This window comes from Agrobacterium sp. MCAB5 (genome assembly GCF_052114365.1).
GTDB classification, from domain to species: domain Bacteria; phylum Pseudomonadota; class Alphaproteobacteria; order Rhizobiales; family Rhizobiaceae; genus Agrobacterium; species Agrobacterium tumefaciens.
This window is the reverse complement of the sequence record NZ_JBFREP010000018.1, coordinates 1-12831: the sequence shown is the minus strand read 5'-3', so window position 1 is coordinate 12831 and position 12831 is coordinate 1. Positions and strand designations below refer to the sequence as shown.

The following is a 12831-nucleotide window of genomic DNA, read 5'->3' as shown; positions in this document are numbered from 1 at the left end:
CTCCAGCCAACGATTTGATACCAACCGATGATCTGACTTAACATATCGACGTAGTGGACTGCCATAACAACGAGACTGTGGTGCCAACTAGGGTGATAAGATCGGAGCAGCCGGGCCAAGCCCCTGTCCCTCAGAATAGGCGCATCGGCGACGTCGAACTGCGCAACGGGCAATGAGTAATGGGGCGAAGGGCGAAGGGCGAAGGGCGAGATGTTCGGGTAGCTCCATGGGGAAGATACAGAATTCTAAGCCACACCCCACGCCCGAAACCTCCCCCGTCCCGTCATCTCCCGCAATCCCAGCTCCGTCACGATCCGCCGCGCCGCCTGCGGCGTCACCTCGAGCGTCTTCGCCACCATGCCAGCGGACACCAATGGCTTGGCCATCACCAGTTCAATCAGTCCCGGCAACCTCGAGGAGGTGCGCCGTCCTTCCAGCTTTCGATCCATCATCGCTTTCGCCAGCGTCAACCGGTCATGTTCCTTCATGCCGATCTCGGCGGCAGCCAACATCCCATGAGCGATGGCGAGCAGCCTCGTCTCGCGATCGCGATGCCGGCGCCGACCGACGGGAATGGTTTTGAGGCCAAGGTTGATGGCGGCCAGATGAGCCCCGGTGGTAATGCCGGACTGACGCAGGATCGCGGGGGCCAACAGCCGGCCGAGCCAGGGGGCATGTTGCAGCACGGACAGTTCGTTCCAGGCATCGAGCGCAACAATGGCCTGCAGCACGACCGGCAGGTGTTCGGCTTGCCGCAGTACGCCACGCCACTCGTCGAGCCGAGCATCCTCGTCCCAGTCGAGATCATAGACGAGAGGATCTCTCTCGCCGACCTCAGCGCGCCCGGGCCGCTTGGCCTGCTCGATTGCGGCCTCCGATCGCGCGAGCACCGCATCAATGGCGGCAAAATCAACGCCGGGCAGAATTTCGACATCGTCACCATCGTCCCCCTCCCCCTCCGTATCGAGGGCGGCCGCGGGTCGGACGGCGTCGGCCGTGCCCGTCTCGTTGGTCCCAGCCGACGTGATTTCCGACGTCTGTCGCAAAGTTCGGATACCCTCTGACGACAACGCCCAATCTGACGACTGCGCGGCAATGCGCCGGCGGGTTCGCAACACGTCGCGGGCAATGGTGAGTTCATGCGTGGGCGTGCGGGTATCGCGAAAGGCGTCGTGGAGGACGAGGTCTTCAAGATGAACGAGTTCGCCATCGATCCAAAGCGAGGCGCAGGCGTCGGCGAAATTTTGACGCTCGATCCAGCCTTGACCGACCGGCGAGCGGGCGATCCGCTCATCAAGACGCGTGAACGCGACACCGGCGTCGAAAGCCGGCCGCATCAGCGCTGTCATGCTGTTTTTCGCGAGATCGTAAGTCATTGAAATCATGATAAATGACTTCTTAAAAGAACTCTATCTAAATATTAAGGTTCCTCACATGGTATGATTGAGGGTTGGCGTTTTAACCATCGATAAGTAACAATTATCGATGGTAGTTGATTTCGCGGCGCAAATCGAGGAAAATCGGGGCAAATCACGGTGCCAGCGGCCGCCGAAACCCGCGATTCTGGAGCCTATCGTGCCTAAAGCGAAGACATCACACACGTCCGTCGAGCGGCGCGCCGAGGAGCTCGATACCATCGCGTCCGTTTTGCCGCTCGAACGCCGCGACGAGCTTGCCGAGCTGTTGACCGATGATGACATCGAGACGCTGCGGCATCTCGTTAATCAGGGMATGGGCGACAATACGCTGAGGGCCCTGACGTCCGATCTTGCCTACATGGAGGCCTGGGGTCTCGCTGCCACCGGACAGTCCCTGCCCTGGCCGGCGCCCGAGGCGTTGCTGCTCAAATTCGTAGCCCATCATCTGTGGGATCCGGAAAAGCGCGCAAGTGACCCCAACCACGGCATGCCCGATGATGTCGACAAAAATCTAAGGCGTCAGGGTTTCCTGAAATCCGTTGGCCCGCACGCGCCTGACACGGTACGGCGCCGGCTGGCCAGCTGGTCGACATTGAGTAAGTGGCGCGGCCTTACGGGTGCCTTCGCCTCCCCTGCTCTTAAGTCAGCCATTCGTCTGGCCGTGCGCGCMGTTCCGCGAACCCGTGCGCGCAAGAGCGCAAAGGCCGTCACTGGCGACGTTCTGGCAAAGCTRCTGGCGACGTGCGAGTCAGACAGCCTGCGCGATCTACGCGACAARGCAATCCTGATGGTCGCCTTTGCTTCCGGCGGCCGTCGACGCAGCGAGATCGCCAGGCTACGCGTCGAGCAGCTGACAGTCGAGCCACCGATCGARGTGAACGACGGTCCTCCCCTCCCCTCACTTGCCATCCATCTTGGTCGAACCAAAACGACGACAGGCGAGCAGGACGATGTCGTCTATCTCACAGGCCGACCTGTCGAGGCGCTGAACGCCTGGCTGGCGGCCGCAAAGATCGAAAAGGGCAGCATGTTTCGGGGAATTGGGCGATGGGGCACCGTCTCGCGGCGTGCGCTCGATCCGCAGTCGGTCAATGCGATCCTGAAGCAGCGGGCACAGATGGCCGGGCTAGACAGTGGAGAGTTTTCAGCGCACGGGCTACGATCGGGATATTTGACGGAGGCCGCCAATCGCGGAATTCCCCTTCTCGAGGCGATGGAGCAGTCCAGACAYCGGTCGATGCAGCAGGCTTCCAGCTAYTATAACAACGCTACAMGGCGAAGCGGGCGTGCGGCAYGCATTCTGTAATGGCGCTCAYGCGTAGCATCAGACGCCCCGGCTTGTGGGAACTGGTTGCACAGTCAATCGGKCTCCCTGACGACCTAGGCARGGTCGGAAAKCCCGCTTCTCTGACGTTCTCCACRRGCTGGCATGSYCYCCTCTGCCTAAGYCGATGATCGATACGTGCAGAAGCAAGGCAGGCTTCACCAGAGACGATCAAAGAGAGWGCGCCCASTTKKCGCCTCAGACGATTACCCGCAMWGGAAAACCGAGCGTGGTTGTTGTTTCTGCAGAAGAGTGGCTGAAGAAAATTACTCGCAGSGGATCGYTTGCGGAATTTCTGTCGGCGCGGCGCCGAATTGGATAGTGAGATGCAACACGACGAGCGCCGTGGCCTGTCCTTGTAAGACTTCTACTCGATACGAATGTTCAGTCGGAAGCTACAAAGYCTCGCCCTGATGAAGGGTGYCTGAAGTGCCTTCAAGGGCTGSACGTGGATYGAACCTTAATCAGCATCGTCTCTATTGCTGAAATTCGCCGCGGTGTCGCGCYGATGGATAGCGGCTGGTGCCTTGGAGGAACGGCTCACGCATGATCTGCCTCAACGCTTAAGAAAACAGGATTATTCCGGTGGCAGGTCATGCCGCCTTCGCCTGGGCCTATCTGATGGCGCTTGCCAAGCGAAATGGTCGCCGGCTCGGCTCGATGGTTGCTACAGCCGTCACTCACCCATTGACCCTTGCGACGCGCAACATCAAGGATTTAGAAGGCTTCGGAATAAAAATCAGTGATCAGTGGGTGGACTGATCTGGCCGTTGCTTTTCGATTGAAAGGGCTGGACTGAACGCTCTCCTACAAAATGCTCAGGAATCACGCCGTAATCTTCTTATTGCTCACTGCACGCCCTTGGTCTGGCTGCATGAAGTCATCCATCACGTGATTGAGGACTCGCCGATTGTGAAAGACAAGGACGCCTCGTTCCTTGGGTTGGCCCACGATGTGCGCCGAGCATATGAGCGGCAGCGTCAAATTATTCAGCCGCCTAAACATTTTTGAAGAAATCGGCGTCCGATATGGCGTTCGGATCCTCTGGCCTGTCCTTTGGCTGCAGCATAGGCTGTTGAAGCGATCTCTCGCGTTTCTCGACGATAGAGCTAAGCTATCACTTATGCGTTGGAGGCCGTCATGGACGATGCATTGCGCGAGGATTTTGGCGCGCAGGCAGGTATATCATCGGTCTCTGACAGCACCTTAGTCCAGCACAGCCTGCAGTATTTGAGATGATCGACCGCCCAAGGGGATATTTACTTCGTGGACGAAAGGGCAACGGAAGGCCGGCTTTGCGCTGCTCATTTCGAGTTTCGATCAGATCTGTGACCGCTTCTACCCACTTCCATTTAAGAACAGCGAAAAGAACCTGCTATCTTCAGGAAAATTCGCCGCCTGGAAAAAATCAGGAGCGGGATCCTACAAACGATCTCTACCCTCGTGACCGCCCTCCTCTGCCGACAGGCAGAAATCTCTCTGCTGTCCCTCCAGATAAGCAGGCTTTCTGAAGTTCTCCCCATTCCAATTTTAGTAGGTATTTCCGCTGCAGATGCCCSGCTACCAATTGGAATATTTCGAAAGCACGTAACGGGCGCAGCGAGGATTCGATCGTTCTRGTGGCTCTGGTAGTCAAATTCCTCACTTGCCATGTGCTTGGAATATTCTGATGAGCTGCCTTGGCTGGCCGATAAGTCTTTCAAACGACACAGACCGTCGAAGGGCRGTGTCMATTTTCAGTCCATCGGCAATCCGATCGATACGTTCGCTAGACAAGTGTGTTTTTTCGACTGTTCTTTTGCGCCGTCGTGTAGTTGGCGCGAAAGCTGRTTGTTGAGCGAACCCAGGTCGCTTTCATGGCGGCAAAAGCCGCATCAACCTGAGAAAAATGCAGCCTTTTCAAGAGAAGCGCCAGGACGCAATCAACGCGGTGTAGACGGCTCCGGAAAAGGCTATACTTCGTCGGACGTTTTCCTCGGCTAGACCCCGGTGCCCGGCCTTTAACAATTTTGCCCGGGTCAAAASTGATTTAATACCCTGCCAGGCTCGTTCCCTGGGGCCGTGACGGGCGACAAAGGCTTTCACGCGCCCTGAACCGCACCGCCGGCTTGAAGCCGCAGCCCGAAGGACTGACCCGACAAGAGGCGACTTTTTTCCGCTGATATCTGTGAACGGGCAGAATTGATTCGTACGGTACAAGCAGCGAAGGCGTGAGCGCATCATCGATGGTTTTGCGACAGTTGACGTCCCAGGCCCAATCGGAAAACCTTGTCAGCTGACAAGGTTTTGGAGACGCGGCTCTGGCTACGGATCAGCTCATCTCTTGAGGAAGCCCAGATACCAGATCATCAGTTGTCGCGACCGCTAAAGTTCGCCCAGCTACCAGCGTCAGCGGTTTACGACGCTCGCTATCGAAAACCTTGTCAGCTGACAAGGTTTGCAGTCCTGCATCAACTTCAACGCTCAACAGTCATACCGACGCCGGGGCAGGGGGCAGGGGGCAGGGGCAGGGGGCAGGTTGATCTCATGCAAAACCGTCACCGTAACCCCGACGACCTACACCAAGCGACAATATCCACTTGAGCAGGGTAGGGACGTGGACAACCGGCATTCCTGATGCATTTACATCCGAGCCCGTAAGCTGCTGCAACAGACGGATTGAACTATGCTGTAACAGAATGTGCACTTCAGTGTGAGGATAACTTCTGCTGCTCGATCCGTCGACCCAAGGCCACCAACGGCGCGCGAGGGGGGCGGAAACTATGAAATCTGACCGCCGAGGCAAACTCGACATGAGTACGGCGAGAAGGCGAACAGGCTGCGACAACCATATTCTTCAGGCCACAAACCTGGTTCCGTTGTTCGTTTAGTTTCCCACCCAAGGGCCGCTTAGTTCGATTGCCCAAACCCTGAACCAAAACAAATACTGGTGATCTGTCGTGGCAATCGTACGGCGAGCCACAGGGCCCTGTGGCTCGCTACAGAAACTTTCGTGCCGCACAGCCCCATTAACGGCGCCCCTGAGCGGGGCAGGGGAAGCCCGACAAAGGCTTCTTTAAAACTGTTCGGCTACCCGCTGAAGAATTTTCCGGGACTTCATATTGAGCGTTGTCAGATGAACCAGCGGATCGATGTCGCCAACCAATGGAACCTCTACCGATATCGTGGCATGGCCAGCAACTTTGTTTAGCAATTGGCTCAACCCCAATATGCCATCACCTGGCGCCAACCGTCCTGCCCGGGCCTCGGTCATCATCTTTTCTGGACGCTTGGGTGCCGGCCCCACTACGTCACAGAGTTGCACGTGCCGTACGATATCAGTTTTGATCTCGTCAATGTTTCCGCCATTTCGAAAAAAGTGAATGGCGTCGACCAAGACACCTGCATTGTCTTGGCCGGACGCCGTGACCAGCGCGCCAGCCTTGCTGTAGGTGTTGATAGTGCGCCAACCCATGTTCTCAACGTCGACAGCCAGCCCATATCGTGCGGCAAGCTGGCAGAACTCCGTCAAATTGCCGATTAGCCGTTGCAAGTCGCCATCGTCGCCGCATGCGGACAGGCGCTTGGCTCCAATATCGGCGGCGGCGGCAACGATGTGTTCGACGAGGGCAGCGTTAAAATCCGGGTCGATAATGAAAAACTCGATATCAAAAACGTTGATGCCTTCGCTGTCGAGTAGAGTTCGAAACTCCATTGCATCCCTGCTGCCCTGCGGCAGCTTGTAATAGGGTGCCCCAGGGAAAGCGGGATGCAGCCGAAGCCCTACGGAATTGAAGCCTGCGACTGCAGCATGCCTGACGAACTGCTGGGGCGGCAGTTGGATCGCAGAGAAATGGGCGATGCCGACGAGCGACTCCTTCACCGCATCGGTCATCGCACAACTCCGGTACGAGCCAAATGATCAAGCAGGTTAGCGCCGGTGCGATGGATGTGCTGACGAAGCTTGTCAGTCGCGTAATCGCTGTCTCTCGCCACAGCGCCCTGAGCGATTTCACTATGCTCCTGGCTGACATTTCGATCGCCTGAAGTCTGGGTCAGGAATTTTCTGCGATATCGATCATTTAGATTGAGTAGGGTCTTGCAGAACTGCAGGAGAAGCGGCTTTCCGCAGCCCGAAATAAGGGTTAGATGGAAGTCGCGATGCGCCATCTCCCAATATTCGAGAGTTTCCGGCTTGTTCGCATCGCGGTCGGCACGGTTGAGCTTGTGAAGCGCGCGCATGACATTGCTTTCCCACTCCGCGTCACCGAGCCTAATCGACTCTTTCAACGCGAAAACCTCCAACTCCTCGCGAAGACTCGTGATCTCTTCCAGATTTGCCAGTGATACTGGCGCGACCCGGTAGCCGCGATTGTCTTCAAACTCTACCAGCCCGTCGGAAATCAAGCGCGCAAGCCCTTCGCGCAAGGGGCTGAGGCTCACATTGAATGACTGTCGCGCCTTGTCGAGATTGATCTTGCTGCCAGCCTCCAGCCCTCCGGAAATAATTGCTTCGCGCAGCCGGAATGCCAATTGGCTTCCAATCGTATTCTTGCCGTCATCGGCAAAGTCACCATTTCCAGCTTGCTCGCTGGGTGCGTCGGGTGAGGCACTCTGTCGCTTCATAAAACCTCCCACGCGAATGTCGCGCTTGGTTGATGGGCGATATTATAAACGATTATTCTTGTCAACGAATTTGGAGTTTTCCATCATCGTTTGACAGGACAATTCAGAATATCGAGAAAAAAACGCCGATATCGGCTGTTTATCTCACAATTTTGTAATTTCACCAATCCTGACGCTGGAGGCGTTGATGAGCGCTTGACAGATAATCGATTATTTACGTATCACTCGAGCGTTGGGAGGTAACGATGGTGATTAAATCTGAAAGAGACTTAACGCCCGCCGTGATTGCGGCCATGGGCCAGACCTCTGATCCGAGGATGCGGGACATCCTGATGGCGCTTGTGAAACATCTCCATGCTTTCGTTCGCGAAGTGCGGCTGACCGAGGTGGAATTCCGTGAAGCGACTGCTATTCTCAACGAGATCGGCCAAATGCAAACCGACAGTCATAACGAATTTGTCCTCATGTCCGGCTCACTTGGCGTTTCGTCCCTTGTCTGCCTGCTCAATAACGGTGACAAGGGGCAAACAGAGACTTCACAGTCGCTTCTTGGACCATTTTGGCGCCTGAATTCTCCGAGAGTTGAAAACGGCGGCACGATCATCCGGTCCTACACGCCTGGTACCCCGCTTTTCGTCCATGCTCGTGTAATCGATCGCGAAGGCAATCCGATATCAGGTGCCGAAGTCGACGTCTGGCACGCATCCCCTGTCGGTCTTTATGAGAACCAGGACCCAGATCAGGCGGAGATGAACTTGCGCGGCAAATTCACGACGGACGGGGAGGGACGTTTCTGGTTCCAGACAGTCAAGATGGTTGGTTATCCCATCCCCGTCGATGGAGTCGTCGGACGCATGCTCAAGGCTCAGGGCCGTCATCCTTATCGACCAGCACATTTGCACGCGCTGATCTTCAAGCGGGGCTACAAGACGCTGATTTCGCAGGTTTTCGATCCGAGCGATCCGAATATCGAATCCGACGTTCAGTTTGGCGTGACTGCGGCACTCACCGGCGATTTCATTCGCCACGACGAACCGCATCCAACCAACCGAGACATTCAGGCGCCGTGGTTCTCGCTCGACTACACTTATGTCATGGAAGCAGGCGAGGCTCTTTTGCCGCGCCCGCCAATCAAGTAACGTTATTTGGAGCCGGATAATGATTACCGAGGAACAACGCCAGTCAGCAGCCAGGGCCATCCTGGAGGCCGAAACCACGCGGACTCCCATTGTCCAACCCAGCAAAACTTATCCCGAGCTCGAAATTGAGGATGCGTATCGCATTCAGGCGCTTTGGGCCGAGTTGCGTGTGTCGCGCGGCGCGCGGATTGTCGGCCACAAAATAGGTCTGACGTCTCGCGCCATGCAAATGGCATCCAAGATGACCGAGCCGGATTATGGGGTGATCCTGGATGATGCGCTCTACAATGATGGCGCGCAGATTAATGCGGATTTGTTCATCAAGCCGCGCCTGGAAGTCGAGTTGGCGTTCGTAATGGGTGAAGACCTGGAAGGAGCGGGCACCCGTATCTATGACGTCATGCGCGCGACGGAGTTCATTCTGCCTGCGCTCGAGATCATCGATTACAGAACCGAAGTTCCGCGTGCGATTACCGACACAATCGCCGACAATGCAGCCTTCGGAGCAATCGTCGTGGGTGGGCGGGTGATCCGCCCGTTTGATATCGACATACGCTGGGTCGGAGCAACTCTGTCGAAAAACGGCATTATCGAAGAGTCCGGGGTTTCAGCCGCGATCATGGGTCATCCGGCCGCCGGCGTTGCATGGCTGGTCAACAAACTTCATGCCGTCGGCGGCGGCTTGAAAAAAGGTCAGATCGTCCTTGCGGGCTCATTTACGAGACYGGTCGACATCATAAAGGGCGATGTCATTCAGGCTGATTATGGGCCAGTTGGCTCAATCGGCGTCTCTTTTACGTGAGGTTGAGATGGATCTTCCAGTCAATAAATTTAAAGCAAAACTGCAGGCCGGGCAAAGCCAGATAGGACTTTGGTGCGGGCTTCCAGGGAGCTACGCTGCCGAAATCGTGGCGCCAGCCGGGTTCGATTGGCTGTTGTTTGATACCGAACATTCCCCCAGCGACGTGCTGACCGTGCTGCCACAATTGCAGGCGATCGCCGCTTACGATGTCGCCCCGGTGGTGCGCCCAGCTGTCAACGATCCAGTGCTGATCAAGCGATTCCTAGATATTGGTGTACAATCTCTTCTAATCCCCTTTGTTCAAAATGCAGACGAAGCGAAAGCCGCGGTGGAAGCAACCCGCTATCCACCGAAAGGAATTCGAGGCGTTTCGGCCCTTACGCGTGCCACACGTTTCGGCAGGGTAAAGAATTATGCCCAGCAGGCGGAGGGGGAGATCTGTGTTCTCGTTCAAGTCGAAACGCGGGAAGCTATTACTCATATCGAGGCCATGGCATCGGTCGAAGGGGTGGACGGGATATTTATCGGCCCGGCGGATCTCGCAGCCAGTTTCGGCTATCCGGGACAACCAGGCCACCCGGAAGTGGTCGAGGCAATTGAAAATACGATCGCATTACTCAAACGGCTCGGAAAGCCGGCAGGAATACTCACGCCTGACGAGAAATTCGCGGCACGTTGCATGGAATTGGGAACGCTGTTCACTGCCGTCGGTGTCGATGTCGCATTGCTGGCGCGCGGATCAGAAGCACTGGCGGCCAGGTTCTCGAAAAAGTTGTAGACATGCGAGCTTCCGGGCACGTCGTCACCGAACTTGCGCCTATGGGCGTGAACCGATTGGCATGTGAGAGCGATGCGGCCATCCGATCCAAACGCGTGCCAACTCGCATTCGAGGCCGAGACCGGTCCGACCGTATCGGTGTCAACAGTCTTTCCATCCGGCCTGATAGCCAGCATGCACCTGCGCGCGGCGGCGTGTCGCTCCTGATTGAGGAGCCCTGTATCACGTTAGCAGCCGGCACAAAGGAGGCGAGGCTGCGTCAAAAAGACCATGCCTGTCGATCTTGTAATTGAGTTGTTAAAGGAGCATTTCGGGTGTGTCCTATGCAAAAGCATAGACAATTCCAAGCAACAGACTGGAAGTACTCGAAATGGCTGACCTGGAATGGGTAGACTTTTTCCCAATAGTTTTCTTGCCGTTCAAAATTATCGTACTGGGCATTGGCATGTATTACGCCATCAAGTGGCATCACGATCAGGCTAAGAAAGATAACGAGGCCAAAGGAAACTGAGCGCCGACAGGTGTCAACTTGCTTCAATCCACATTGGTTTGGAAGCAGAATGGACCTTCTTCAAACCCGCCTCGACGAAACGTAGGGGGCGATTTGCGTAGCAGGAGATCGAGCATAGACCTCGCCTCACGCACCTGGCCCAATAGATTATCCGCAAGCCCTTATCAATGCATTTGTTTGACCAGCCCCGCCCGTAACAAGGTTGGGGCTGAACTAATTTCTCTCGACCGGGCGTCTCGGACGGTAAAGTCGAGGCACAGTTTGAGAAACGTAGCAGGTAAGCGCGGCTTAAAGCAGTGGCACGCAAGTCGTGAAGCTTACTTGCTCAGCGTTTGCGCGATAAGATCGAGACGCCATCTTCGCACTTATTGAATCGGATAATCCGTCAGCTGCCATCATGGTCGACGAACGGATCGTTTTTGCAGCTCTTCGCTTGAGCGCCCGTTAACAAAATATGTTTAGGGCAAGTGGTTAGCTGTCGATCGCTGCCTCTTGAACGGAGAGCTGCAGATTGTGGTGCTGAGCGATAGACGGGCTTGCAATAGCTCATTTATGGCAATAATTATGAGTTATAGAGAGGGATTCTATAACTCATGGAATGGAACTGGCGAAACACTGATTGGCCAAACTTCAGGTGCGACACCGCAAGCCTGGTACCGCTGGAGCAGAAATTCCTGCAATCAGCCGGAGAGGTTATCGGTGCTGTCCGGCATTTCAACGAGGACGACAGCAACCAACTTCGCATTGAGTTGCTGAGCGACGAAGCGGTCAAGACCTCAGAGATTGAGGGGGAATTTCTGGACCGCGTGAGTGTCCAGTCGTCACTCCGCAGACAGTTCGGGCTAAACACTGATGATAGACAGATCCGCCCCCAAGAGCGGGGGATCGCCGAGATGATGGCAGATGTCTATCGAAATTGGCATGGGCCGCTGCGTCATGAGGGACTGTTCCACTGGCATTCAATGCTGATGGCGGGAAACCAATATATTGAAACGGTTGGGGCTTACCGCACGCATGAAGACGCCATGCAGATCGTGTCAGGTCGATTGGACAAGCCCACCATCCACTTCGAGGCTCCCCCGTCGCGCCGGGTTGCCGCTGAGATGGAGACCTTCATCACATGGTTCAATCAATCAGGGCCAGATGGCCAATGCTCGCTTCAAGCTTTGACGCGTGCCGCAGTAGGCCATCTTTACTTTGAAAGCATACATCCGTTTGAGGATGGCAACGGGCGAATTGGACGCGCGCTCGCCGAGAAATCCCTAGCGCAAAACATAGGGCAGCCAAGCCTCATTTCACTCGCCTTCACAATCGAGAAACACCGGAAGGCCTATTACTCAGAGCTTGAGCGGCATCAGCGCACGCTCGATATCACCGACTGGGTCATTTTCTTTTCAGAAACTATCCTGGATGCTCAACGGGCGACGCTTGAGCGCATAGATTTCTTCATTCAGAAAGCAAAGTTCTATGATCGTTTTCGCGGCCAGCTAAACGATCGGCAGGAAAAAGTAGTCGCGCGCATCTTCAAGGAAGGCACGGCAGGCTTCAAGGGGGGGCTAAGTGCCGAAAACTACATTTCGATCACAGACACCTCCCGCGCTACAGCAACACGCGACCTTCAGCAGCTCGTGGAGATTGGCGCACTGACGCGTACGGGTGAACGCAGGCATACCCGGTACTCGCTGTCATTGCAGAAATAAATTGCCGCTAGTCCAGTGAACTCAACCAAAGTCATTATCTAGGTAACCGATTGTTCGATTCCGCTCTCATCAGGTTTTTCGGAAGGACGCCGGCCGGTAATATCCTTCTCACCGGAGATGCGCGGGGCGATCACATTCTCAACGGCCTCGAAAAGAGCGGTGCTGTCGCGACAGGTGCCGCCCACCACCTTCGCCTTCTCAAGGTCTAGCACCACGGTAGCGGTCGCCCAGGCGGCTTCTATATTTCTGAATTGCGCGTGTCTGAGAGCTAGCCATCTGATCCTCCAGATATTTCCAGTAATAAAGCTGGATATCGAGGTTTCGACCAGTCGTCAGGAGGAATGATATTGGCGCAGCTAGAGAGCTAGTTTGATTAGAATATTGGGGTCGTCAGTTCGTATCCCCTCACATCAGGATTTTTGTCAATTGTTCATTCGAGTGGCATCGAATTTCTCCTTCGTAGGCGGATCCACGGTCTGAGCCCATAGCAATTACCGGCCCGGTTCTCGGGCCTATACAACCTCACATCCGGTCGCCGCTCTCACGCGGCTGCA

The 12831-nt window shown here is 55.7% G+C and carries 10 protein-coding genes and 2 pseudogenes; 8 read left to right on the top strand and 4 right to left on the bottom strand.

The annotated features are described in order from the left end of the window. Positions 1–245 precede the first annotated feature (245 nt). Positions 246–1385 carry an RHE_PE00001 family protein gene (locus tag AB4Z23_RS25835; RefSeq protein ID WP_441361001.1) on the bottom strand — a complete coding sequence of 380 codons (1140 nt, stop codon included), beginning with the start codon at positions 1383–1385 and terminating at the stop codon, positions 246–248. 190 nt (positions 1386–1575) lie between these two features. On the opposite strand from AB4Z23_RS25835, the gene AB4Z23_RS25830 reads away from it, so the two are divergent. The 3 genes and pseudogenes from AB4Z23_RS25830 to AB4Z23_RS25820 all read left to right on the top strand — a co-directional run. Beyond that, entirely contained in the window at positions 1576–2724 is a 1149-nt protein-coding gene (locus AB4Z23_RS25830; RefSeq protein WP_441361000.1) for a site-specific integrase, read from the top strand. Between the two features lie 145 nt (positions 2725–2869). After that, positions 2870–3104, top strand: a pseudogene (locus tag AB4Z23_RS25825) (type II toxin-antitoxin system prevent-host-death family antitoxin). After that, a pseudogene (locus tag AB4Z23_RS25820) lies at positions 3101–3504 on the top strand (VapC toxin family PIN domain ribonuclease); the annotation flags it as partial. The pseudogenes AB4Z23_RS25825 and AB4Z23_RS25820, both read left to right, overlap by 4 nt. Positions 3505–5797: 2293 nt before the next feature. Here AB4Z23_RS25820 and AB4Z23_RS25815 read toward each other — a convergent pair. Both AB4Z23_RS25815 and AB4Z23_RS25810 read right to left on the bottom strand, forming a co-directional pair. Further along, positions 5798–6616, bottom strand: a complete 819-nt coding sequence (locus AB4Z23_RS25815) for a sugar phosphate isomerase/epimerase family protein (protein ID WP_333711656.1) — start codon at positions 6614–6616, stop codon at positions 5798–5800. Continuing rightward, positions 6613–7347 (bottom strand): GntR family transcriptional regulator, encoded by a 735-nt coding sequence (locus tag AB4Z23_RS25810; RefSeq protein ID WP_013637042.1) that lies wholly within the window; start codon positions 7345–7347, stop codon positions 6613–6615. Before AB4Z23_RS25810 ends, AB4Z23_RS25815 begins: the two co-directional genes overlap by 4 nt. A 245-nt stretch (positions 7348–7592) precedes the next feature. On the opposite strand from AB4Z23_RS25810, the gene AB4Z23_RS25805 reads away from it, so the two are divergent. The 5 genes from AB4Z23_RS25805 to AB4Z23_RS25785 all read left to right on the top strand — a co-directional run bounded on the left by AB4Z23_RS25805 (position 7593) and on the right by AB4Z23_RS25785 (position 12277). Next, positions 7593–8486, top strand: a complete 894-nt coding sequence (locus AB4Z23_RS25805; RefSeq protein ID WP_013637041.1) for an intradiol ring-cleavage dioxygenase — start codon at positions 7593–7595, stop codon at positions 8484–8486. Between the two features lie 19 nt (positions 8487–8505). Next, complete coding sequence (gene hpaH, locus AB4Z23_RS25800) at positions 8506–9288, top strand: 2-oxo-hept-4-ene-1,7-dioate hydratase (RefSeq protein ID WP_441360999.1); 783 nt, start codon at positions 8506–8508, stop codon at positions 9286–9288. Between the two features lie 7 nt (positions 9289–9295). Next, positions 9296–10066: a 4-hydroxy-2-oxoheptanedioate aldolase gene (gene hpaI / locus AB4Z23_RS25795; RefSeq protein WP_013637039.1), complete on the top strand. Its 771-nt coding sequence runs from the start codon at positions 9296–9298 to the stop codon at positions 10064–10066. A gap of 370 nt (positions 10067–10436) precedes the next feature. Then, positions 10437–10577 (top strand): hypothetical protein, encoded by a 141-nt coding sequence (locus AB4Z23_RS25790; protein ID WP_003518781.1) that lies wholly within the window; start codon positions 10437–10439, stop codon positions 10575–10577. A 593-nt stretch (positions 10578–11170) separates the two neighbouring features. Further along, entirely contained in the window at positions 11171–12277 is a 1107-nt protein-coding gene (locus tag AB4Z23_RS25785; RefSeq protein ID WP_333711655.1) for a Fic family protein, read from the top strand. Between the two features lie 38 nt (positions 12278–12315). Here AB4Z23_RS25785 and AB4Z23_RS25780 read toward each other — a convergent pair whose 3' ends face one another. Further along, positions 12316–12492 (bottom strand): hypothetical protein, encoded by a 177-nt coding sequence (locus AB4Z23_RS25780; protein ID WP_013637035.1) that lies wholly within the window; start codon positions 12490–12492, stop codon positions 12316–12318. Between the last annotated feature and the right edge of the window lie 339 nt (positions 12493–12831).

Bases quoted from the DNA above. Each gene is read 5' to 3' on its own strand.
- AB4Z23_RS25805 (WP_013637041.1), top strand. From the start codon at position 7,593: ATGGTGATTAAATCTGAAAGAGACTTAACGCCCGCCGTGATTGCGGCC.
- AB4Z23_RS25835 (WP_441361001.1), bottom strand. From the start codon at position 1,385: ATGATTTCAATGACTTACGATCTCGCGAAAAACAGCATGACAGCGCTG.
- AB4Z23_RS25815 (WP_333711656.1), bottom strand. From the start codon at position 6,616: ATGACCGATGCGGTGAAGGAGTCGCTCGTCGGCATCGCCCATTTCTCT.
- hpaI (WP_013637039.1), top strand. From the start codon at position 9,296: ATGGATCTTCCAGTCAATAAATTTAAAGCAAAACTGCAGGCCGGGCAA.
- AB4Z23_RS25790 (WP_003518781.1), top strand. From the start codon at position 10,437: ATGGCTGACCTGGAATGGGTAGACTTTTTCCCAATAGTTTTCTTGCCG.
- AB4Z23_RS25810 (WP_013637042.1), bottom strand. From the start codon at position 7,347: ATGAAGCGACAGAGTGCCTCACCCGACGCACCCAGCGAGCAAGCTGGA.
- AB4Z23_RS25785 (WP_333711655.1), top strand. From the start codon at position 11,171: ATGGAATGGAACTGGCGAAACACTGATTGGCCAAACTTCAGGTGCGAC.